Source organism: Candidatus Pantoea bituminis, from assembly GCF_018842675.1.
GTDB lineage: Bacteria > Pseudomonadota > Gammaproteobacteria > Enterobacterales > Enterobacteriaceae > Pantoea > Pantoea phytostimulans.
Genome location: NZ_JAGTWO010000004.1, coordinates 3,579,999 through 3,602,817, shown reverse-complemented (window position 1 = coordinate 3,602,817; position 22,819 = coordinate 3,579,999). Strand labels below are relative to the sequence as shown.

At 51.4% G+C, this 22,819-nt stretch carries 14 protein-coding genes, 2 tRNA genes, 3 rRNA genes and 2 pseudogenes; 14 read left to right on the top strand and 7 right to left on the bottom strand.

Annotated elements, in window-relative coordinates; genetic code table 11:
- Position 1 precedes the first annotated feature (1 nt).
- The 4 genes from nfi (at position 2) to KQP84_RS20640 (ending at position 2,516) form a co-directional block, all read left to right on the top strand.
- Positions 2-670, top strand: coding sequence for a deoxyribonuclease V (nfi, locus tag KQP84_RS20655; protein WP_215847936.1), 669 nt, complete (start codon positions 2-4; stop codon positions 668-670).
- 62 nt (positions 671-732) lie between these two features.
- A complete protein-coding gene (locus tag KQP84_RS20650) occupies positions 733-1,323 on the top strand; it encodes a YjaG family protein (RefSeq protein WP_215847935.1) in 591 nt (196 codons plus the stop codon).
- 187 nt (positions 1,324-1,510) lie between these two features.
- A complete protein-coding gene (hupA, locus tag KQP84_RS20645) occupies positions 1,511-1,783 on the top strand; it encodes a nucleoid-associated protein HU-alpha (protein ID WP_215847934.1) in 273 nt (90 codons plus the stop codon).
- Positions 1,784-1,853: 70 nt separating this feature from the next.
- Positions 1,854-2,516 carry a DUF1481 domain-containing protein gene (locus KQP84_RS20640; RefSeq protein ID WP_215847933.1) on the top strand — a complete coding sequence of 221 codons (663 nt, stop codon included), beginning with the start codon at positions 1,854-1,856 and terminating at the stop codon, positions 2,514-2,516.
- A 32-nt stretch (positions 2,517-2,548) separates the two neighbouring features.
- On the opposite strand, the gene purD is transcribed toward KQP84_RS20640, so the two are convergent.
- Together purD and purH are read right to left on the bottom strand one after the other, a co-directional pair.
- Positions 2,549-3,829 (bottom strand): phosphoribosylamine--glycine ligase, encoded by a 1,281-nt coding sequence (gene purD, locus KQP84_RS20635; RefSeq protein ID WP_215847932.1) that lies wholly within the window; start codon positions 3,827-3,829, stop codon positions 2,549-2,551.
- An 18-nt stretch (positions 3,830-3,847) separates the two neighbouring features.
- Positions 3,848-5,437 carry a bifunctional phosphoribosylaminoimidazolecarboxamide formyltransferase/IMP cyclohydrolase gene (purH, locus tag KQP84_RS20630; protein ID WP_215847931.1) on the bottom strand — a complete coding sequence of 530 codons (1,590 nt, stop codon included), beginning with the start codon at positions 5,435-5,437 and terminating at the stop codon, positions 3,848-3,850.
- Between the two features lie 632 nt (positions 5,438-6,069).
- Here purH and KQP84_RS20625 point away from each other — a divergent pair.
- The 5 genes from KQP84_RS20625 to rrf all read left to right on the top strand — a co-directional run bounded on the left by KQP84_RS20625 (position 6,070) and on the right by rrf (position 11,206).
- Positions 6,070-7,609 (top strand): 16S ribosomal RNA (locus tag KQP84_RS20625).
- A 74-nt stretch (positions 7,610-7,683) separates the two neighbouring features.
- Positions 7,684-7,760, top strand: a tRNA-Ile gene (locus KQP84_RS20620).
- 46 nt (positions 7,761-7,806) lie between these two features.
- Positions 7,807-7,882: transfer RNA gene (locus tag KQP84_RS20615), tRNA-Ala, on the top strand.
- 207 nt (positions 7,883-8,089) lie between these two features.
- Positions 8,090-10,995 (top strand): 23S ribosomal RNA (locus tag KQP84_RS20610).
- 95 nt (positions 10,996-11,090) lie between these two features.
- A 5S ribosomal RNA gene (gene rrf / locus KQP84_RS20605) occupies positions 11,091-11,206 on the top strand.
- The 16S, 23S and 5S rRNA genes sit together here with 2 tRNA genes alongside, the layout of an rRNA operon.
- Before the next feature lie 315 nt (positions 11,207-11,521).
- Here rrf and KQP84_RS25560 read toward each other — a convergent pair.
- The 4 genes and pseudogenes from KQP84_RS25560 to KQP84_RS20590 form a co-directional block, all read right to left on the bottom strand.
- Entirely contained in the window at positions 11,522-12,313 is a 792-nt protein-coding gene (locus KQP84_RS25560; RefSeq protein WP_309140162.1) for a M28 family metallopeptidase, read from the bottom strand.
- Positions 12,226-12,945 (bottom strand): PA domain-containing protein, encoded by a 720-nt coding sequence (locus KQP84_RS25555; protein ID WP_252515320.1) that lies wholly within the window; start codon positions 12,943-12,945, stop codon positions 12,226-12,228. The genes KQP84_RS25560 and KQP84_RS25555 overlap by 88 nt, the downstream gene beginning before the upstream one ends.
- A pseudogene (locus KQP84_RS20595) lies at positions 12,932-13,734 on the bottom strand (transporter substrate-binding domain-containing protein). Before KQP84_RS20595 ends, KQP84_RS25555 begins: the two are co-directional and overlap by 14 nt.
- Positions 13,731-14,864, bottom strand: a complete 1,134-nt coding sequence (locus KQP84_RS20590) for a M20 family metallopeptidase (protein ID WP_252515319.1) — start codon at positions 14,862-14,864, stop codon at positions 13,731-13,733. The pseudogene KQP84_RS20595 and the gene KQP84_RS20590 overlap by 4 nt, the downstream one beginning before the upstream one ends.
- A 225-nt stretch (positions 14,865-15,089) precedes the next feature.
- Here KQP84_RS20590 and KQP84_RS20585 point away from each other — a divergent pair, with 225 nt between their 5' ends.
- From KQP84_RS20585 to aceK, 5 genes and pseudogenes are all read left to right on the top strand, one after another.
- On the top strand, positions 15,090-15,941 hold the full coding sequence (locus KQP84_RS20585; RefSeq protein WP_215847929.1) for a LysR family transcriptional regulator: 852 nt from the start codon (positions 15,090-15,092) through the stop codon (positions 15,939-15,941).
- A gap of 106 nt (positions 15,942-16,047) precedes the next feature.
- Positions 16,048-16,977 carry a homoserine O-acetyltransferase MetA gene (gene metA / locus KQP84_RS20580; protein WP_215847928.1) on the top strand — a complete coding sequence of 310 codons (930 nt, stop codon included), beginning with the start codon at positions 16,048-16,050 and terminating at the stop codon, positions 16,975-16,977.
- 264 nt (positions 16,978-17,241) lie between these two features.
- Positions 17,242-18,840 (top strand): malate synthase A, encoded by a 1,599-nt coding sequence (gene aceB / locus KQP84_RS20575; RefSeq protein ID WP_215847927.1) that lies wholly within the window; start codon positions 17,242-17,244, stop codon positions 18,838-18,840.
- Positions 18,841-18,857: 17 nt separating this feature from the next.
- The gene (gene aceA, locus KQP84_RS20570; protein WP_215847926.1) at positions 18,858-20,159 is read left to right on the top strand and encodes an isocitrate lyase; all 1,302 of its coding nucleotides are present in this window, start codon (positions 18,858-18,860) and stop codon (positions 20,157-20,159) included.
- Between the two features lie 60 nt (positions 20,160-20,219).
- Positions 20,220-21,981: pseudogene (gene aceK, locus KQP84_RS20565) on the top strand (bifunctional isocitrate dehydrogenase kinase/phosphatase).
- Here the strand turns inward: aceK and iclR are convergent.
- A complete protein-coding gene (gene iclR, locus KQP84_RS20560; RefSeq protein WP_215847925.1) occupies positions 21,935-22,762 on the bottom strand; it encodes a glyoxylate bypass operon transcriptional repressor IclR in 828 nt (275 codons plus the stop codon). The pseudogene aceK and the gene iclR sit on opposite strands and share 47 nt — an antisense overlap.
- Positions 22,763-22,819: the final 57 nt, after the last annotated feature.

The following is a 22,819-nucleotide window of genomic DNA, read 5'->3' as shown; positions in this document are numbered from 1 at the left end:
TATGGATATTGCCGCACTACGTGCCGAGCAGCTTCAACGCGCCGCAGACGTGGTGCGTGAGGATGATTTTGACGTGTTGCCGCCACGCTTTATCGGCGGCGCAGACGTTGGCTTTGAGCAAGAGGGTACTATCACGCGTGCCGCTCTGGTCATCCTTGAGTATCCTTCTCTGAAGCTGGTGGAACATCGCATTGCGCGTATCGAAACCACCATGCCATATATTCCCGGTTTTCTCTCTTTCCGTGAGTATCCCGCGTTAATGGCGGCATGGCAGATGCTTGAGCAAAAACCCGATCTGTTATTTGTTGATGGTCACGGTATTTCGCATCCTCGTCGGCTGGGTGTTGCATCGCACTTTGGCTTGCTGGTGGATGTTCCTACGATTGGCGTCGCTAAGCGTCGCTTATGTGGTCGTTATCAAGACGTTGACCCACAACCGGGGAGCCGCCAGCCGCTGATCGACAAAGGTGAGCAAATCGGTTGGGTATGGCGTAGCAAACAGCGTTGTAACCCCTTGTTCATTGCGACCGGGCATCGTGTTAGCCTGGACAGTGCGCTGCATTGGGTTGAAAACTGTACGCGCGGCTATCGTTTGCCTGAGCCTACGCGCTGGGCGGATGCTGTCGCTTCAAATCGTACCGCCTTTCAGCGTTGGCAAAACACGCTTTAACGCTGTTTACGCGGCATTTTTACGATACACTGCCGCCAGCTAAACGAATAAGAGCCACCTTCATGTTACAAAATCCCGTTCATCTGCGTCTGGCAAAGCTGGAAAGCTGGCAACACCTGACCTTTATGGCTTGCCTGTGCGAACGCATGTATCCCAATTACTGGGCTTTTTGCGAGCAGACGCAGTTTGCCGATCCAGCACTTTACCGTCGTATTCTCGATTTGATTTGGGAAAACCTGACGGTCAAAGATGCAAAGATTAATTTTGATAGCCAACTTGAGAAGCTGGAAGCTGCTATTCCTGATGGCGAAGCTTTTGAGGTTTACGGCGTTTATCCGGCTATCGATGCCTGTGTGGCATTAAGCGAAGTGCTCCATGCACAGTTAAGTGGTGAGACGCTGGAACATGCCATTGAAGTCAGCGAAAGCTCAATCACCACGATAGCGATGCTGGAAATGACTCAGGCAGGTCGTGAAATGACCGATGAAGAGCTGCGTGAAAACCCAGCAATAATCGATGAATGGGACCTGCAATGGGAGATTTTTCGCCTGCTCGCGGACTGTGAAGAGCGTGACCTTGAATTAATCAAAGGACTCCGATCGGACCTGCGTGAAGCGGGAATCAGTAACATCGGTATAAAATTTCAGCAGTAAGGCGAGAAAACGTGACTTCAGGCCCGAATTAGCGCGCCTGGAGGCTTCACATCGGCCCCCTGTCTGGTCTACATTTGGGGGCTGAAAATTGTGGCTATCGGTGCGTGCTGGCTGGAGAGTGCCAGATTGTGGCTTTTCCCTCGCACTCGTTGCTTAGCAAGCGATAAATACACTTTAAGGATAACTTATGAACAAGACTCAACTGATTGATGTAATCGCAGAAAAAGCTGACCTGTCTAAAACCCAGGCAAAGGCAGCGCTGGAATCAACTCTGGCTGCGATCACTGAGTCTCTGAAAGATGGTGATGCTGTACAACTGGTTGGTTTTGGTACTTTTAAAGTGAACCACCGCGCTGAGCGTACCGGTCGCAACCCGCAGACTGGCAATGAGATCAAAATCGCTGCAGCAAACGTACCGGCATTCGTGTCTGGTAAAGCGCTGAAAGACGCCGTTAAGTAAGACGTCGCACTGCGGTCAAGCTTTAAAACAGGGGGCGTTTTCGCCCCTTTTGTTTAAGGGGTTAAACATCATGACTCCGCTGTTCCGGCGTTTTCCCACCCTGATTCTCTCCTTGTTACTTATTGGGTGCAGTTCGACCCCTGATATTCCTGCTTTTTCTGCCAGTGGTTATCTTGCCGATCGCGGTGCCGTGCGTATGTGGCGCAAGAATAGCGACCATCAGGCAACGCATTTACGTACGATCTTTACTCCTTTTAATGGCGATGCGGTTGAAACCACGGATTATATCTGGCTTGAAGATTCGCTCATTAGCGTGCAGCGAAAAATCAACGGCGATACGCCAGATGATGTCACGCTGCGTTTTGACCAGGAAGGCAGCCTCAACTTTATGCAGCGGCAGCTTGCCGGACGACGTGAAGCTGTTAGCTCAGATTCAGTCGAACTCTATAAGTTTGACGCTCAGCGCATGCATAAAGTGAGTGATGCACTGTTAAGTGGCCGCGTGTTTCTCAAGCAAGGCCATTGGCAAGGCGGCAACGTCATTCAAACTTGTGAAGGGCAGCATGTGACGCCTTCATTTGATGCACTGGCGTTACAGACTTTAGCGCAGCAGCAGCGTAGCGCGCATGCGCCGTTGATGGTTTCATGGCTGGAAGCACCGGAAGGTGTTCAGTTGTTGCGAGTCAGTTCGCAGGATGATTGCGCAGAGCAACCTAAAGAAGCGGATTTTTGAAGAGATGAAAAGGGCACTGCGTGCCCTTTTGCTTACTTGCGGTTAATGGCGCGATAACCAATATCGTGACGACAGAAGCTGCCTTGCCATGAAATAGGCTTGGTTAGCTCATACGCACGCTTCTGTGCAGCAGCCACATCATCGCCTAACGCCGTAACACACAGCACGCGGCCACCATTAGTCAGTACCAAATCGTCTTCAAGACGTGTGCCAGCATGGAAGACTTTGCCGTCAGCAACTTCTTCAAGCGGCAGACCATGAATCTGATCGCCATTGTTGTAGTTACCCGGATAGCCACCCGCTGCCAAAACCACGCCCAATGAAGGACGCGGATCCCACTTCGAATCTTTTTGATCCAGTTTGCCTTCACAGGCTGCCAGGCAAAGATCAACCAGATCCGATTGCAGACGCAGCATGATCGGTTGAGTTTCTGGATCGCCAAAGCGGCAGTTAAATTCGATCACTTTCGGCTGACCTGATTGATCGATCATTAAGCCTGCGTACAGAAAGCCGGTATAAACGTTGCCTTCTGAAGCCATGCCGCGCACGGTAGGCCAAATGACTTGATCCATCACACGCTGGTGGATTTCATCAGTGACGACAGGAGCAGGTGAATATGCGCCCATGCCGCCAGTGTTCGGTCCGGTATCGCCATCACCGACACGTTTGTGATCCTGGCTGGTGGCCATAGGCAACACGTTCTCGCCATCGACCATCACGATAAAGCTGGCTTCTTCACCCTCAAGAAACTCTTCAATAACGATGCGGTGTCCAGCATCGCCAAATGCATTACCTGCCAGCATATCGTTAACGGCGTCTTCAGCTTCTTGCTGCGTCATCGCAACAATAACGCCTTTTCCCGCAGCAAGGCCGTCCGCTTTGATGACAATCGGTGCGCCTTTTTCGCGCAGATAGGCCAGCGCAGGTTCGACTTCCGTAAAGTTCTGGTATTCCGCTGAAGGAATTTTATGGCGTGCCAGGAAGTCTTTCGTGAAGGCTTTTGAACCTTCCAATTGGGCTGCGGCTTGCGTTGGGCCAAAAATTTTCAGGCCTGCGGCGCGAAAAGCATCAACGACGCCAATCACCAACGGAGCTTCTGGACCGACAATCGTCAGGTCAATCTTTTCGCGTTGAGCGAATTCCAGCAAAGCAGCGATATCCGTTGGATTGATGGCGATGTTTTGCAGCGCAGGTTCTAATGCAGTGCCCGCATTGCCCGGGGCAACGAAAACGGTTTCAGCCAATGGTGATTGAGCTGCTTTCCATGCCAGCGCATGTTCACGTCCGCCATTTCCGATGACTAAAATTTTCATTTCTAACTCTCCAAACGATTAGTGACGGAAGTGACGCATTTCAGTGAAGATCATGGCGATACCGTGTTCATCGGCAGCAGCAATCACTTCATCATCACGAATGGAACCGCCCGGCTGAATCACACAGCTAATGCCAACTGCAGCAGCAGCATCAATACCGTCACGGAAGGGGAAGAAAGCATCCGATGCCATTGCAGACCCTTTAACGTCCAATCCTTCATCGCTCGCTTTGATACCTGCAATCTTGGCGGAGTAAACGCGGCTCATTTGACCGGCACCAATACCGATGGTCATATTGTCGCGTGCATAGACAATCGCATTCGATTTAACAAATTTCGCCACCTTCCAGCAGAACAGTGCATCACGCAGTTCTTGCTCAGTGGGCTGGCGTTTGCTGACTACGCGAAGCTGACTGGCTTCGACCATACCTAAATCGCGGTCCTGCACCAACAAACCGCCATTGACGCGTTTGAAATCCAAGCCTTTTGTCCGTTCTTGCCACTGCCCGCACACTAAAACACGTACGTTTTGCTTGCTGGCCGTTATCTTCAATGCGGCTTCGCTTGCGGAAGGAGCAATGATCACTTCAACAAACTGGCGACTGATGATTGCCTGCGCGGTGGCTTCATCTAACTCACGGTTAAAGGCAATAATGCCGCCGAAAGCAGAAGTAGGATCGGTTTTGTAGGCGCGCTCATAAGCAGCGAGAATGGATTCGCCGGCGGCCACACCGCAAGGGTTTGCATGCTTGACGATAACGCAGGCAGGTTCGCTGAATTCTTTGACGCACTCTAACGCAGCATCAGTATCAGCAATGTTGTTGTAAGAAAGCGCTTTGCCTTGAACCTGCTGCGCAGTGGCGACAGAAGCTTCTTGCACATTCTCTTCTATATAGAAGGCAGCGTCCTGATGGCTGTTTTCGCCATAACGCATATCCTGCTTCTTGATGAAGTTAAGATTCAAAGTACGTGGGAAGCGGCCCGCAGGCTCATTGCTTCCGCCATGATAAGCAGGAACCAGGCTACCGAAGTAGTTGGCAATCATGCTGTCGTAGGCAGCAGTATGCTCGAAAGCTTTGATCGCAAGATCAAAGCGGGTTTCTAGCTTCAGAGAGTTTTCGTTAGCATCCAGCTCGGCAATGATCGCCTCGTAGTCACTGCTCTTCACTACAATCGCCACATCTTTATGGTTCTTAGCCGCAGAGCGCACCATTGTCGGGCCGCCGATATCAATGTTTTCTACGGCGTCTTCAAGAGAACAACCTTCACGCGCGACAGTTTGAGCGAAGGGATAGAGGTTAACGACCACCATGTCGATTGGGCTGATAGCATGCTGCGCCATGATGTCATCGTCCTGACCGCGACGACCCAAAATACCGCCATGTACTTTCGGGTGCAGCGTTTTGACGCGTCCATCCATCATTTCCGGGAAACCGGTGTAGTCAGACACTTCTGTGACAGATAGCCCCGCGTCAGCGAGTAGGCGAGCTGTGCCACCTGTAGAAAGCAGTTCAACACCGCGTTGAGAGAGTGCCTGAGCAAATTCGAGGATACCGGCTTTATCAGAAACACTGAGAAGAGCGCGGCGTACAGGACGACGTTGTTGCATGGTGGTTTTATCCCTTGGCTTTGTTTCGCGTAAATAAGAGCGTTACATCAAGCTTAGCGTGCTCTTCTCTCTATATATAAAGAAAAGAAAGCACGAAAACTTCAGGTAACGCCCCGAAAAGGGGCGTCCGTTACGTCGGCGGCATTGTAGCGAAAACGTTTGCGTGATGCTCGCCTAAATTTATCACGCCGAATAATGTGGATAACTTTGTGTGTAACTGCGTATAAGGCGGGGTTTTGCTGTGGAATGCAGCGAACGGTTGTTTTTGTTGAATTTAACGGTTGCGGATGCCGAACAACTCCCTATAATGCGCATCCATCAACACGGCACACCGGCAACGGGATGACGGGTTGAGAGATTCAGGAGACTGAGTCGACGGAGAAAAGCTTCTGAAAAAGAGGTTGACTCTGAGGAGGGAAAGCGTATTATACGCCCCTCGCGACAGACCGGCTAAGCCGCTGTTCGCACTGCTCTTTAACAATTTATCAGACAATCTGTGTGGGCACTCGCAGGATGGATATCAGCGTCTTAGGACGTAAAAAATATCAAGCCTCACGAGTGAACACATAATGAAATTCATTATGACGTTTTACAGATGAGCACCGCTTAACTTGTTTAAGCAAATCAAACTTAAATTGAAGAGTTTGATCATGGCTCAGATTGAACGCTGGCGGCAGGCCTAACACATGCAAGTCGGACGGTAGCACAGGAGAGCTTGCTCTCCGGGTGACGAGTGGCGGACGGGTGAGTAATGTCTGGGAAACTGCCCGATGGAGGGGGATAACTACTGGAAACGGTAGCTAATACCGCATAACGTCGCAAGACCAAAGTGGGGGACCTTCGGGCCTCACACCATCGGATGTGCCCAGATGGGATTAGCTAGTAGGCGGGGTAATGGCCCACCTAGGCGACGATCCCTAGCTGGTCTGAGAGGATGACCAGCCACACTGGAACTGAGACACGGTCCAGACTCCTACGGGAGGCAGCAGTGGGGAATATTGCACAATGGGCGCAAGCCTGATGCAGCCATGCCGCGTGTATGAAGAAGGCCTTCGGGTTGTAAAGTACTTTCAGCGGGGAGGAAGGCGATGTGGTTAATAACCGCGTCGATTGACGTTACCCGCAGAAGAAGCACCGGCTAACTCCGTGCCAGCAGCCGCGGTAATACGGAGGGTGCAAGCGTTAATCGGAATTACTGGGCGTAAAGCGCACGCAGGCGGTCTGTTAAGTCAGATGTGAAATCCCCGGGCTCAACCCGGGAACTGCATTTGAAACTGGCAGGCTTGAGTCTCGTAGAGGGGTAGAATTCCAGGTGTAGCGGTGAAATGCGTAGAGATCTGGAGGAATACCGGTGGCGAAGGCGGCCCCCTGGACGAAGACTGACGCTCAGGTGCGAAAGCGTGGGGAGCAAACAGGATTAGATACCCTGGTAGTCCACGCCGTAAACGATGTCGACTTGGAGGTTGTGCCCTTGAGGCGTGGCTTCCGGAGCTAACGCGTTAAGTCGACCGCCTGGGGAGTACGGCCGCAAGGTTAAAACTCAAATGAATTGACGGGGGCCCGCACAAGCGGTGGAGCATGTGGTTTAATTCGATGCAACGCGAAGAACCTTACCTACTCTTGACATCCAGAGAACTTAGCAGAGATGCTTTGGTGCCTTCGGGAACTCTGAGACAGGTGCTGCATGGCTGTCGTCAGCTCGTGTTGTGAAATGTTGGGTTAAGTCCCGCAACGAGCGCAACCCTTATCCTTTGTTGCCAGCGATTCGGTCGGGAACTCAAAGGAGACTGCCGGTGATAAACCGGAGGAAGGTGGGGATGACGTCAAGTCATCATGGCCCTTACGAGTAGGGCTACACACGTGCTACAATGGCGCATACAAAGAGAAGCGACCTCGCGAGAGCAAGCGGACCTCACAAAGTGCGTCGTAGTCCGGATCGGAGTCTGCAACTCGACTCCGTGAAGTCGGAATCGCTAGTAATCGTGGATCAGAATGCCACGGTGAATACGTTCCCGGGCCTTGTACACACCGCCCGTCACACCATGGGAGTGGGTTGCAAAAGAAGTAGGTAGCTTAACCTTCGGGAGGGCGCTTACCACTTTGTGATTCATGACTGGGGTGAAGTCGTAACAAGGTAACCGTAGGGGAACCTGCGGTTGGATCACCTCCTTACCTGAAGATACCTTCCCGCGAAGTGCTCACACAGATTGTCTGATAGAAAAGTAAAGAAGCAGTAAAACCCCGGCAGGCTTGTAGCTCAGGTGGTTAGAGCGCACCCCTGATAAGGGTGAGGTCGGTGGTTCAAGTCCACTCAGGCCTACCAAATCCTGTTTTCAGGATCACTGGTCGACGGGTTTTACCAGACTTTTGGGGCTATAGCTCAGCTGGGAGAGCGCCTGCCTTGCACGCAGGAGGTCAGCGGTTCGATCCCGCTTAGCTCCACCATCAACTCCCCGTTGATACCCAAACAAAACTTCAGAATGCATTTTCGAGTGCATTGCGAAGTTTTACTGCTCTTTAACAATCCGGAACAAGCTGAAAATTGAAACGACGCGCGCCGCACTCCTCCGTAATAAGGGGTGCACAGGCGACGCGTTCGAGTCTCTCAAATGCTTGCAGCACGCAGCGTTGCAAAACGCCTGTGGGTTGTGAGGTTAAGCGACTAAGCGTACACGGTGGATGCCCTGGCAGTCAGAGGCGATGAAGGACGTGCTAATCTGCGTAAAGCGACGGTAAGGTGATATGAACCGCTACAGCCGTCGATGTCCGAATGGGGAAACCCGGTGCACTCAGTGCATCATCGCAACATGAATACATAGTGTTGCGAGGCGAACCTGGGGAACTGAAACATCTAAGTACCCAGAGGAAAAGAAATCAACCGAGATTCCCCCAGTAGCGGCGAGCGAACGGGGAGCAGCCCAGAGCCTGAATCAGCTTGTGCATTAGTGGAACGGTCTGGAAAGTCCGACGGTACAGGGTGATAGTCCCGTACACAAAAGTGCACAAGCTGTGAGCTCGATGAGTAAGGCGGGACACGTGGTATCCTGTCTGAATATGGGGGGACCATCCTCCAAGGCTAAATACTCCTGACTGACCGATAGTGAACCAGTACCGTGAGGGAAAGGCGAAAAGAACCCCGGCGAGGGGAGTGAAACAGAACCTGAAACCGTGTACGTACAAGCAGTGGGAGCCTCTTTTATGGGGTGACTGCGTACCTTTTGTATAATGGGTCAGCGACTTATATTCTGTAGCAAGGTTAACCGTATAGGGGAGCCGCAGGGAAACCGAGTCTTAACTGGGCGTTAAGTTGCAGGGTATAGACCCGAAACCCGGTGATCTAGCCATGGGCAGGTTGAAGGTTGGGTAACACTAACTGGAGGACCGAACCGACTAATGTTGAAAAATTAGCGGATGACTTGTGGCTGGGGGTGAAAGGCCAATCAAACCGGGAGATAGCTGGTTCTCCCCGAAAGCTATTTAGGTAGCGCCTCGTGAACTCATCTCCGGGGGTAGAGCACTGTTTCGGCTAGGGGGCCATCCCGGCTTACCAACCCGATGCAAACTACGAATACCGGAGAATGTTATCACGGGAGACACACGGCGGGTGCTAACGTCCGTCGTGAAGAGGGAAACAACCCAGACCGCCAGCTAAGGTCCCAAAGTCATGGTTAAGTGGGAAACGATGTGGGAAGGCACAGACAGCCAGGATGTTGGCTTAGAAGCAGCCATCATTTAAAGAAAGCGTAATAGCTCACTGGTCGAGTCGGCCTGCGCGGAAGATGTAACGGGGCTAAACCATGCACCGAAGCTGCGGCAGCGGCGCGCAAGCGCTGTTGGGTAGGGGAGCGTTCTGTAAGCCGTCGAAGGTGGACTGTGAGGTCTGCTGGAGGTATCAGAAGTGCGAATGCTGACATAAGTAACGATAAAGCGGGTGAAAAGCCCGCTCGCCGGAAGACCAAGGGTTCCTGTTCAACGTTAATCGGAGCAGGGTGAGTCGACCCCTAAGGCGAGGCCGAAAGGCGTAGTCGATGGGAAACAGGTTAATATTCCTGTACTTGGTGTTACTGCGAAGGGGGGACGGAGAAGGTTAGGTTAGCCGGGCGACGGTTGTCCCGGTTTAAGCGTGTAGGCTGGCAGTCCAGGTAAATCCGGACGGCCTCAAGGCTGAGGCGTGATGACGAGGCACTACGGTGCTGAAGTAACTGATACCCTGCTTCCAGGAAAAGCCTCTAAGCATCAGGTAACACAAAATCGTACCCCAAACCGACACAGGTGGTCAGGTAGAGAATACCAAGGCGCTTGAGAGAACTCGGGTGAAGGAACTAGGCAAAATGGTGCCGTAACTTCGGGAGAAGGCACGCTGGCGCGTAGGTGAAGGGACTTGCTCCCGGAGCTGAAGCCAGTCGAAGATACCAGCTGGCTGCAACTGTTTATTAAAAACACAGCACTGTGCAAACACGAAAGTGGACGTATACGGTGTGACGCCTGCCCGGTGCCGGAAGGTTAATTGATGGGGTTATCCGCAAGGAGAAGCTCTTGATCGAAGCCCCGGTAAACGGCGGCCGTAACTATAACGGTCCTAAGGTAGCGAAATTCCTTGTCGGGTAAGTTCCGACCTGCACGAATGGCGTAATGATGGCCAGGCTGTCTCCACCCGAGACTCAGTGAAATTGAACTCGCTGTGAAGATGCAGTGTACCCGCGGCAAGACGGAAAGACCCCGTGAACCTTTACTACAGCTTGACACTGAACCTTGAGCCTTGATGTGTAGGATAGGTGGGAGGCTTTGAAGCGCGGACGCCAGTCCGCGTGGAGCCAACCTTGAAATACCACCCTTTAATGCTTGATGTTCTAACGTAGGCCCGTGATCCGGGCTGCGGACAGTGTCTGGTGGGTAGTTTGACTGGGGCGGTCTCCTCCTAAAGAGTAACGGAGGAGCACGAAGGTCAGCTAATCACGGTCGGACATCGTGAGGTTAGTGCAATGGCATAAGCTGGCTTGACTGCGAGAGTGACGGCTCGAGCAGGTGCGAAAGCAGGTCATAGTGATCCGGTGGTTCTGAATGGAAGGGCCATCGCTCAACGGATAAAAGGTACTCCGGGGATAACAGGCTGATACCGCCCAAGAGTTCATATCGACGGCGGTGTTTGGCACCTCGATGTCGGCTCATCACATCCTGGGGCTGAAGTAGGTCCCAAGGGTACGGCTGTTCGCCGTTTAAAGTGGTACGCGAGCTGGGTTTAGAACGTCGTGAGACAGTTCGGTCCCTATCTGCCGTGGGCGCTGGAAAACTGAGGGGGTTGCTCCTAGTACGAGAGGACCGGAGTGAACGCACCGCTGGTGTTCGGGTTGTCACGCCAGTGGCACTGCCCGGTAGCTAAGTGCGGAAAAGATAAGTGCTGAAAGCATCTAAGCACGAAACTTGCCCCGAGATGAGTTTTCCCTGACCCCTTGAGGGTCCTGAAGGGACGTTGAAGACTACGACGTTGATAGGCCGGGTGTGTAAGCGCAGCGATGCGTTGAGCTAACCGGTACTAATGACCCGTGAGGCTTAACCTTACAACGCCAGAGGCGTTTTGGTTGAGAGACAGAGATTTTCAGCCTGTTCGACGGATAACCTGCGCGGCGAAAGCGGCGCGGGACAACAGAATTTGCCTGGCGGCTGTAGCGCGGTGGTCCCACCTGACCCCATGCCGAACTCAGAAGTGAAACGCCGTAGCGCCGATGGTAGTGTGGGGTCTCCCCATGCGAGAGTAGGGAACTGCCAGGCATCAATTAAGTAAAAAAGCCCTTTGCATCCGCAAAGGGCTTTTTTACGTCTAAATTTTATTAAAACCAAGCTAATAAAACCCGCCAATAATCCCACATTATCTTTTTAGAATGTCTAAACTCGCTGCAAATAACTCACATGCACGATCACGCTGCCGTATAAATTGAGTTTCAAGCATCAGCCAGAAGCGCTCACTACACTGCTCTGATCTATGGCCACGGAGTATTTGCAAGCCGGGAAAAGCACCTCCGTGATAACTCAAATCAGGATGATAATCATCACTCGCGCGATATCTCACACGATGCAAGATTCCAATTACTTTTTTAAATCAGAAGGTTGATGCCCAAGCAATAATGCTTTTTCCAATGCTTGCAGCATTTGATCGATAGGCTTAACAGAAAACATCGGATCGAGTTCGCTCTGCAGCTGAGCCAAGGCACCGCGTAATGCACAGACATAACTTGTTGGATCAACAGGAAGTGTGTCAGATAACAGTAATGTCTCTAGCCAGCGTTGATGAATTTGTACATCGCGCCATAAATGCGCCTCATCGACTTTATCAAGCGTATCTTCCTCAGTATGCCACCACCAACCGCCACCGCTTCCCGGAGAAAGAGAAGTGCGTAAGGCTGGCTCTTCTCGCAATGCAAAATGCAATGGAATTCCTAATCCCCAAAAGGACTGATCGCCGCCTTTGCCCATAGGTGTGATGCGTGATGCAGTGGTTCCCGTTACCGATGTTATCGCTTGATTCAACCAGAACGTGGATTCTGCACCGCTGGCATTGACGACAACTTCACTACCTCCCACGCAGCCTGGGGAGTCAACGTTGATATGTGCCACGCAATGCTGCATAAGTTCGGCACGATAGTTATCGGCATACCATGTTGAGCCACCATAACGCGCATTTGAGTGTCCAGGCCAAAACGCGATGCGTAATCCTCGTTTTAACGGTCCGCTGTTATGAGCAAAATGTAGCGCCATTGCCAGACAAAGTGCATTGCCCGTTGCATTATCGGTCACGCCTTCATGCCAGGAATCGTAGTGAGAAGAGAGCAGGACAAACTCTTCGCTTTCCCCGTCAATTCCACTATCGGTAACGAACACTCCGCGACATGCTCATGTAACCGGGTAAAAATGCATGCTTGTAACGGTGAATGCAGCATATGCTGCAAAAGGGTTTTACCCTCCTGATGATTGATACTTATTACGGGCAAAGTTGGATAGCGCAGCACGTCATCGGGTACAGGTGTACCCCAAATCGGGCCCACCGTTTCCTCATGCAAGGCTGGCTCCACCGAACCCCAAATATGAATTAATCCAGCCGCACCCGCCTGCATAAGACGCTGAACATAATCTTCATAACCTTGATCAGCCACTACGAGTTTTCCGCGAACTGCGGTGGCCCAACTTTCATATTCAGATTCAGGCACAAAAACCAGCGAGCGTTGATCATAATACAACTCAGCCTCGATACCTTCGGGGCAATGCGCTGAAAATGAGCGCGTTTTTGCTGGGATTGTTAAAGGCACGCTGCCTTGCACTATTAACGAACCTTCCAAAGGATCACTAAGCCAGAGCCGACAACGCTCGCGCTTAAAAGGAATTTGATGTGTCCTCAGTTGCGCGCAAAGCCAGTCAACGCTGCGTTCAGCATCCGCGCTTCCCGAAAGGCGATGCAAATGCTGAAACGATTGCAACAGCGCTTGCATTGCCTGCTGCAAATCATTCGGCAGCATGGGTACTTTCTGCACGAGTAACTTTCATTTCTAAATCGCCAAAATAGTGTTGTTTCACTTTTTCCCAAGTGCCGTCAGCCATGATTTTAGCCAGACCTTCGTTCAGCAACTTCTGTGTTTTTGTATCGTCTTTACGCACGCCATAGGCAGAACCAATGCTGAACAGCAGATCGTCACGTACTTCTGGGCCGGTTAAAGCAAAATCTTTTCCTTCCGGTTTATTCAGGAAGCCGTAAGTCACCGCTACGCCAGGGCTCAGTGCGCCATCCAATCGGCCAGAAGCCAGATCTTGATAAATAACGTCCTGGTCAGGATACATCACGATATCAACACCCTTAGGAGCCCAATATTTATTGGCATACATTTCCTGTATAGAACCCTGCTGCACTGCAATACGTTTGCCGAGCAAAGACGCGACGTCAGGTTGTAAGTTGCTCCCTTTATGCGCAACTAACTTTGTAGGGATATGGTAAATAAAATCGCTGAAATCAATGGATTTACGCCGTTTTGCTGTTGCGCCTAACGGGGAGATGAAATCGACTTTTTGGCCATCAATGAGGGAATCTCAGCGTCGAAACTGCTGACGACATAATCACATTTGACTTGTACTGCTTTGCAAACCGCGTTAGTGATATCGATTTCAAAGCCGGTTGGCGTACCGTTTTGATCACGATATTGAAAAGGTGGGTAACTCAAATCCGCGCCTACACGTAATGTCTCTCCGGCGGCATAACTTGTGCCTGCCATCCCCAAGGCCAATGTAGCCAGTAACGTTAATGCTGATTTCATTTTGAATCTCCAAGAGAATGAGCCGCTTGCCAGGCACAAAATTCCTGACGTACAGATTGAAAGTGTTCAGGGTCTTGCAGATCAAACGCAGTCATTGCTAACGCTTTTGCTGCATTAAGCATGGCGTCGATACCTGCATCAGAAGCCGCCGCTATGGCGAATTCTGGGGTATGTGGCACCACATCGCCGATACGTAAATAAGGATGAATAGCTGCGGTAAGTTGGCTGACATTACCGATATCAGAGGAGCCAACGCCACCGCGTTCCGGTGGCACTTCTGTTGTTAGACCCAGTTGCAAAAGGTTGTGCTGGAACAAATCGGCTAGCGCCAGATTATTATTGCGCTCTGCATAAGTTAGCCCTTCTTCAATCTCAACGCGCGCGCCACTCATTGCGGCTGCGGCTTCAACGGCAGCGAACACTTTATGTCGCACCGTTTGCAAGCCAGTTACTGTTGCCGCACGCATCAGGAATTTGGCTTCCGCATAGGCCGGTACAATATTTGTGGCATCACCACCGTGCGTAATAATGCCGTGTACGCGCACATCATCTGTAAAAAACTGCCGTAATCCATTGATACCCACAAACGTCTGGATCACGGCGTCAAGCGCGCTGATACCAAGATGGGGAGCGGAAGCAGCATGGGCTGCTTTGCCGTAAAATTTGAATACCGCATCAACACAAGCTAACGCGCCGCGCGTCACCATGTTTTTCTCTCTGGGATGAAACATCATCACAGCATCGACATCGGTAAAGATCCCTTGCTCGGCCATAATGATTTTTCCGCCGCCTTCCTCTTCTGCAGGCGTGCCAATGACTTCCAGACAACCTGAATTCAGCGCGCCACTCTGCACTAACGCTAAAGCCGCTGTTACCGAGGCGGTACCAATCAAGTTATGTCCACAGGCATGCCCTAATTCAGGCAGCGCATCATATTCTGCCAGTAACGCTATACGTGGCCCGGGTTTGCCGCTGTCATAGCGGGCAATAAAGGCGGTTTCCAGTTCTGCCAGCGGCTGGGTAAGAATAAATCCGGCGTCACGAAGCGGCTGCTGCAACGCAGCAGAGGAACGATGCTCATTGAAGCTCAACTCAGGATGGCTATGTATATCGCGGGCCAGTGCTGTCATAGCGTCTCGTAACTTCTCAACAGCATAAATAATTTTATTCTTCTGCTCTTTCATGGTGCACCCAGGGCTTTTCTCTCACCATAAAGGTGCGAGTAATTCATTGAATTAAAATGTATTACTCAGATATAAACCTGTTGAACATTAATTCCCAATTGAGCTTTTTTATTGCTTGCGGCTTTAAAGCAAAAATTATTTTATGGAAGGGGCATTATCAGGAGCGTGACGGTGAACGAAAAAGATTGGCAGATTATTTATACGGTGTGGCAATACCACAACATTACCCGCGCAGCAGAACAACTGTTTACGTCGCAACCCGCACTGAGTTATCGGCTGAAACAGATTGAACGCAAGCTAGGCGTTTTATTATTTGAAGAGAGTGGACGTCAAATAGTTTTCAGTGCTCAAGGGCGCTATCTGGCACAACATGCTGAGAAAATGCTTAACGAGTCACAGCAATTGCGACAAACCCTACAAAGTTTGAATCTGCCGCGACAGGGCGAATTACGTATTGGCGTAACCAGCAATTATGCCGCCTATTGCCTGCCAGAAATATTGGCGCGCTTTAGCCAGCAGCATAGTGGCATCCGAGTAAATTTGGTTAGCGGATTAAGTGAGGAGATGTACCAAAAGCTGCAACGTGAGGAGATCCATGTTGCGCTGGTTAAAGATGATTACCACTGGCGCGATGGCAAACGACTGGTCGACATTGATGATTATTGGCTGGTTAGCCAGCAGCCACTCGATTTAAAGCTGTTACCGCAGTCACCACAAATTCGTATCAACCATGGCGGGCACATTACGCATCTGATTGAGCGATGGTGGAATGCCAATTTCACGCTAGCACCGCGTATAGCGATGCAAGTCGATAAATTGGAAGTGTGCCTGGCGATGGTTGAGCGTGGGTTAGGATATGCCATTGTTTCAAGCTATCAGCCGCTTTCAGATCGGCTTTGGTGCCAACCTTTGCAAGTGGCTGGTACAGCACTTAAAAGCCGAACCTGGTTACTCTATCGTCATGCCAGCAGCGATGCGTCAGTGATTTTGCCCTTTGTCGAGATGTTCGCCGATCTAAGTTGAAACATTTTCATCATTCGCATGAAGTCTCGACATTACAGAGTCACCAGGCTAAGGTTGGGCATCTGGATGTCTAAACGTTTATACGGTTATAAGAGGTAAGCAGGCTATGCCAATCAGGGTTCCCGACGAATTACCGGCTGCGAATTTTTTGCGCAATGAAAATGTTTTTGTGATGACGTCATCGCGCGCCAGTATTCAGGAGATCCGCCCGCTTAAAGTACTGGTACTGAATCTCATGCCTAAAAAGATTGAGACTGAAAACCAGTTTCTGCGCCTGCTTTCTTACTCGCCCTTGCAGATCGATATTCAGCTGTTACGCATCGATAGCCGCGAATCTCGCAATACGCCAACAGAGCACCTCAATAACTTCTACTGTAATTTCGAAGATATTAAGCATGACAACTATGATGGCTTAATCGTTACAGGTGCACCGCTGGGGCTGGTTGATTTCAATGATGTTGCTTACTGGCCGCAGATTCAGCGCATATTGCATTGGGCTAAGGAACACGTCACCTCAACGCTGTTTGTCTGTTGGGCGGTTCAGGCCGCGCTAAATATCCTGTACGGTATTCCCAAGCAAACGCGTCAGCACAAATTATCTGGCGTCTTTGAGCATCAAACCCTGCATCCACACGCCTTGCTGACCCGAGGATTTGACGATAATTTCCTGGCTCCGCATTCACGTTATGCCGATTTTCCCACTCAACTCATCACTGATTACACCGATCTTGAGCTGTTTGCTGAATCGGAACAAACCGGCGCGTATCTGATGGCCAGTAAAGATAAACGTCTGGCGTTTGTCACCGGGCACCCGGAATATGATGCGCTGACATTATCGGGTGAATACCATCGTGATTATGAGGCTGGCTTAAACCCTGCTATTCCGCACAATTATTTTCCTCAGGATAATCCTGAGTTGCCGCCGCGTGCGACATGGCGCAGCCACGGTAATCTGTTGTTTTCTAACTGGCTTAACTATTACGTCTACCAGATCACACCATACGATCTGCGCCATATGAATCCAACCTTAGAGTAATTCCCGACTTCATCAAATCAGACCGTGATAGCCACTCGCTGTCACGGTTTTTTTGTGTCTGTATTTCAGTAGTGAAAAAAATTCCTTCTATTAAACGTGTTTTAATTAATTATTTATCAATAAGATAAAGCGTTAATAAGATTAAAATGGAAATAGTTTTTGATTTTAAAATTAAAATGCATATGCTTTGATCCTGTAGCTTAAAAATTACCCTACATTTGGATCCACCCACGTCGATCTCGCTAATAACAGGAGTAAGCCACCATGACAGACTCGGTTATCAGTAGTGCTTTAGATTTCACTCAGCCCTTTAATCATGCCGAACAGCAGCTTCTTACCCCAGAAGCGATTGCGTTTTTGCATGCATTGGTCGAACGTTTTACTGCGCAACGTGAGGATTTATTAGCGATACGCCAGCAGCGGCAGCAACGTTACGACGAGGGAGAACTTCCAGGATTCGATATGGAAACGGATTCCATAAGAGAAGGCGAGTGGCGAATCCGCGCTATCCCACAAGATTTGAGGGATCGTCGGGTGGAAATTACCGGGCCGCCCGACCACAAAATGGTAATTAACGCCCTGAATGCCAACGTTAATGTTTTCATGGCAGATTTTGAGGATTCACTCACGCCCGAATGGCAGAAACTGATCGAAGGACAACAAACCCTACGTGAAGCCGTAAAGGGAACGCTGCGCTTTACTGGCGATAACGGCAAAATCTATCAGCTGTGCGCCAATCCCGCAGTGTTGATGTGTCGGGTGCGCGGCTTACATCTGTCAGAAAAGCACGTTCAGTGGCAAGGGAAGCCAATATCCGGCGGCTTGTTTGATTTCGCGCTCTACTTTTTTCATAACGTTGACGCGCTACTGGCAAAGGGCAGCGGTCCCTATTTTTATTTGCCAAAAACTGAGAGCGGACAAGAGATCGGCTGGTGGCGTGAGATCTTCACTTTTACCGAGGATCGTTTTGATCTACCGCGTGGCACGATTAAAGCCACCGTTTTAATCGAAACGTTACCGGCGGTGTTTCAGATGGATGAGATCCTCTGGAATCTGCGCGATCACATTGTGGGACTGAACTGCGGTCGCTGGGATTACATCTTCAGCTACATCAAAACGTTGCGTCAGCATCCAAATCGTATTCTTCCCGATCGTCAATCCATTAGCATGGCGCAGCCGTTTCTGGACTGTTATTCCCGCTTGCTGATCAAAACCTGCCATCGTCGTGGCGCGTTCGCGATGGGCGGCATGTCGGCGCTGATTCCGAGTAAAGAGGCTGCGCGTAACGAATGGGTGTTACAACGGGTAAAAGAAGATAAGCAGCGCGAAGCTAACAATGGGCATGACGGCACATGGATTGCGCATCCGGGACTGGCAGACACGGCAAAAGCGGTATTCGATGACGTGTTGGGCAACAGACTGAACCAGCTTGATGTGATGCGAAATGATGACGCCGCGATCGTTGCAGAGCAATTACTGGCACCTTGTGAAGGCGAGCGTACCGAAGCGGGAATGCGTGCGAATATTCGCGTTGCGCTGCACTATCTCGAAGCGTGGATTGGCGGTAACGGCTGCGTCCCGATTGAAGGATTGATGGAAGATGCCGCCACCGCTGAAATCTCACGTACCTCAATCTGGCAATGGATACGCCATCAGCAAAAGCTCAACGATGGACAACGCGTAACCACCGAGCTGTTCCAGAAATGGCTTACCGAAGAGCTCATTAACCTAAAAACCTCGCTGGGCGATGCGCGTTTCAATGCCGGTCGCTATGGTGAAGCTGCGCAGCTAATGGTGCAAATCACCACAGAAGATAAATTGGTTTCGTTTCTCACTCTGCCGGGCTATCGCCTGATCCCATGAATGAAGGAGCCGTTGCTATGATACGTACCCAACAAATTCAACAACTCGAACAGGGTTGGCAAAATAGTCGCTGGAAAGGCATCACTCGCCCTTACAGCGCGGCAGATGTGGTTAACTTGCGCGGTTCCGTTAATCCAGCCTGCACGCTGGCGGAACGTGGCGCGGAGAAATTATGGTCATTGCTTAATGGCGAGGCGAAGAAAGGCTATATCAACAGTCTTGGCGCGTTAACGGGCGGCCAGGCTTTGCAGCAGGCCAAAGCTGGCATTGAAGCCATTTACCTTTCCGGTTGGCAAGTCGCGGCAGACGCCAACGTCGCTGGGCAGATGTACCCGGATCAATCGTTGTATCCAGTGAACTCCGTACCCGAGGTGATCGAACGTATCAACCGAACCTTTCAGCGCGCCGATCAGATCCAATGGTCCAGCGGCATTGAGCCTGGCGACAGCCGCTACATCGACTATTTCTTGCCGATTGTCGCTGATGCAGAAGCGGGTTTTGGCGGGGTACTGAATGCCTTTGAGTTAATGAAATCGATGATCAGCGCGGGGGCATCGGCGGTGCATTTTGAAGATCAGCTGGCTGCGGTGAAAAAGTGTGGTCACATGGGGGGCAAGGTGTTGGTGCCCACGCAGGAAGCCGTGCAAAAACTGGTTGCGGCGCGTTTAGCTGCAGATGTGATGGGCGTGTCAACGATCTTGCTGGCGCGCACTGACGCTGACGCTGCAGATTTGATCACGTCCGATTGCGATGAATATGACCGTCCGTTTATTCGTGGCGATCGTACCGCCGAAGGATTCTTCCGTACCAACGCTGGTATTGAACAGGCGATCAGTCGTGGCCTGGCTTACGCACCCTATGCTGACGTACTGTGGTGTGAAACATCCACGCCCGATCTGGCGATGGCAGCCCGCTTTGCCGAGGCAATCCACGCTCAGTTTCCTGGCAAGCTGCTGGCCTACAACTGTTCGCCCTCATTCAACTGGAAAAAGAATCTCGACGACAGCACCATCGCCAGCTTTCAGCAGGCGCTAAGCGAGATGGGGTATCGCTTTCAGTTCATCACACTGGCGGGCATTCACAGCATGTGGTTCAACATGTTCGACCTTGCCCAGGCCTATGCGCAAGGCGAAGGGATGCGACACTACGTGGAAAAAGTGCAGCAGCCAGAATTCGCAGCCCGTGAACGCGGTTACAGCTTCGCTTCGCATCAACAGGAAGTCGGCACCGGCTATTTCGATCAGGTCACCACCCTTATTCAGGGCGGAAAATCGTCGGTGACGGCGCTAACCGGCTCGACGGAAGAACATCAGTTTTAATTCTCTGTCTCTGTTTCCCGCCTGCCACTTCACAGGCGGGCTTTTTATGGGGAACGCGCCATGCCGCCACGCGAATCGTTGATTGCCCATACCATTCTGCAAGGTTTCGACGCCCAGTATGGTCGCTTTCTGGATATCACCGCTGGCGCGCAGCAGCGCTTCGAGCAGGCCGAATGGCATGCGGTGCAGCAGGCGATGAAAGCACGTATTCATCTTTATGATCATCATGTTGGGTTAGTCGCCGATCAGCTGCGCATTCTGAACGGCGCCGCCAGCTGGGATGATGCGTTTTGGTTGCGGGTAAAAAGTCATTACGAAACCTTGCTGCCGGGCTACCCACGCTATGAAATTGCTGAAAGCTTTTTCAACTCGGTTTATTGCCGACTGCATGGACACGAACATTTACAACCCCAGCGTTTGTTTATCGTGAGCTCGCAACCTGGTGCGACAAATATTGCGCCTTCGCGTCCGCTCTCTCGCTGCTATCAACCGCAGCAAGGCTGGCTGGCGCTGATTCATCAGCTGCTGCGCGATCTGCCTTTAACACTTCAGTGGCAGGATAGTGCGCGGGATGAAAAGTGGATTGTGCAGCATCTCAATGAACACTTTACGGCCGTGGAATTAGAACAGGGTTGGCTGGACGTAAGCTGTGAACTTTTTTCGTAATAAAACCGCCTGGATTGTGGCGCGGTTGCATTTGCCGCAGGGAATTTATCCTTTTCTGCTCCCGATTCAGCGCAGCGAAAAGGGCGAATTGTGGATCGATACTTGCCTAACGGCGAGGGACGATGCCAGCATTGTGTTTGGTTTCGCGCGCGCTTATTTCATGGTTTATGCGCCGATCCCCGCCGCGCTGGTGGCGTGGCTACAGCCGATTCTACCGGGCAAAACGCTCGCTGAACGCTATATGGCAATCGGCTGCCAGAAACACGGTAAAACTGAAAGCTATCGCGAGTACCTTCAGGCGCTGGCTAACACGCAACACCCTTGTGAAGTCGCGCCTGGCGTGCGTGGCATGGTGATGATGGTGTTCACGCTGCCAGGATTTGATCGGGTATTCAAAGTGATCAAAGACCGCTTTGCCCCACAAAAAGAGGTCACAGAAGCGCAGGTGCGCGCCTGTTATCAATTGGTCAAAGAACACGATCGCGTAGGACGCATGGCGGATACTCAGGAATTTGAGCAGTTCGCGCTGCCGTTGAAGCAAATTTCTCCTGCGCTAATGGCGGAACTTAACGCGACGATTGCTGAAAAAATGCATATTGAAGGCGATCGCCTCATCATCCGCCATCTTTGGCTGGAGCGACGTATGCAGCCGCTCAACCTTTATCTTACTCAGGCGAATGCCGCACAGCGAAAGCATGCCATCACGGAATACGGTAATGCCATCAAACAGTTGGCGGCGGCCAATATCTTTCCTGGTGATATGTTGTTTAAAAATTTTGGTATGACGCGCCATGGCCGCGTGGTGTTTTATGACTACGATGAAATCCGCCCAATGAGTGAACTCCATTTTCGTGACGTGCCGGCAGCGCGTTATGAAGAGGATGAGTTAAGCGCTGAGCCTTGGTACAGCGTGGGAGTGGATGATGTTTTTCCTGAAACCTTTCGCTACGCATTGTGCAGTGAAGCGGCAACAGGCGCGCTGTTACAGCAGCTGCACCCTGAGCTGTTCGACGCGAGCTGGTGGCGTGCCCAGCAGCAGCGCATCACGCAAGGTCACGTCGAGGAGGTCATCGCCTGGCAGCAGGCGCAGCGCTTCAGCGAGCGTTATGCTAACGTCCGCTGTACGCCAGCGTTACCTGACGAGCTTCACGAATGACCAGCGCGCCTAACTCAGTGATGCGATCGTCAGTCATGCGTGCAATCGGCCCTGAAATAGAGATCGCGGCGAAGGCTTCACCGTGTTCGTCATAAATCGGTGCTGCCACACAGCGCAGGCCCAGCGCATGTTCTTCATCATCAAATGAGAACCCCGCTTTACGCACCTGCGCCAGGTTTGCTTTGAGGCTTTGCGGCGACATCAGCGTCTTGGGTGTGTAGTGATGCAATCCCTTTTGATGCAGCAGCGCGGTGACTTGTTCGTCGGTCAGATGCGCCAGAAAAACTTTGCCCGCGCCAGAGGCGTGCATCGGTAATTTTCCCCCAATGGGCGCAGACATGCGCATCAACTGCGTACACTGCACTTGATCGATAATCACCGCCTGATGATCGCTGAGATCCAGCACCGCCAGATTAACGGTTTCACCCGACGTCTCCATTAACGAGCGCAACACCGGATGCACCAAGGCCAGCAGATTGCGGCTCTGCAAAAAGCTGCTGCCGACCACAAAAGCATGGGCGCCAATAGTCCAAAAGCCGAGATCGCCGACCTGACGCACAAAGCCTTGCTGCTGCATGGTAGTCAGTAAACGATGCGTGGTGGAATTAGGTAAACCCGCTTGCTGAGCGAGTTCGGTGAGCGCGACGCTGCCGTGAGAATCCGCGATCAGTTCCAGTAATGTCAGGCCACGGGTTAAGGATTGAACCTGCCCGACTGCAGGTGTAGCAGCGATCGTGCCGCGAGGTTTCTTACCGCGTTTAGCGGCCACAGGTGTAACCATTGCTGTTTCTCCTTCTGCAATATGGAAATCATTTTCGTTTTAATTGGCTAATTTGCA

Excerpts from the sequence above, each read along its gene's own strand:
- purD (WP_215847932.1), bottom strand. The coding sequence starts at position 3,829 with ATGAAAATTTTAGTCATCGGAAATGGCGGACGTGAACATGCGCTGGCA.
- aceB (WP_215847927.1), top strand. The coding sequence starts at position 17,242 with ATGACAGACTCGGTTATCAGTAGTGCTTTAGATTTCACTCAGCCCTTT.
- KQP84_RS25555 (WP_252515320.1), bottom strand. The coding sequence starts at position 12,945 with ATGCTGCCGAATGATTTGCAGCAGGCAATGCAAGCGCTGTTGCAATCG.
- purH (WP_215847931.1), bottom strand. The coding sequence starts at position 5,437 with ATGCAACAACGTCGTCCTGTACGCCGCGCTCTTCTCAGTGTTTCTGAT.
- aceA (WP_215847926.1), top strand. The coding sequence starts at position 18,858 with ATGATACGTACCCAACAAATTCAACAACTCGAACAGGGTTGGCAAAAT.
- hupA (WP_215847934.1), top strand. The coding sequence starts at position 1,511 with ATGAACAAGACTCAACTGATTGATGTAATCGCAGAAAAAGCTGACCTG.
- KQP84_RS20640 (WP_215847933.1), top strand. The coding sequence starts at position 1,854 with ATGACTCCGCTGTTCCGGCGTTTTCCCACCCTGATTCTCTCCTTGTTA.
- metA (WP_215847928.1), top strand. The coding sequence starts at position 16,048 with ATGCCAATCAGGGTTCCCGACGAATTACCGGCTGCGAATTTTTTGCGC.
- iclR (WP_215847925.1), bottom strand. The coding sequence starts at position 22,762 with ATGGTTACACCTGTGGCCGCTAAACGCGGTAAGAAACCTCGCGGCACG.
- nfi (WP_215847936.1), top strand. The coding sequence starts at position 2 with ATGGATATTGCCGCACTACGTGCCGAGCAGCTTCAACGCGCCGCAGAC.
- KQP84_RS20590 (WP_252515319.1), bottom strand. The coding sequence starts at position 14,864 with ATGACAGCACTGGCCCGCGATATACATAGCCATCCTGAGTTGAGCTTC.
- KQP84_RS20650 (WP_215847935.1), top strand. The coding sequence starts at position 733 with ATGTTACAAAATCCCGTTCATCTGCGTCTGGCAAAGCTGGAAAGCTGG.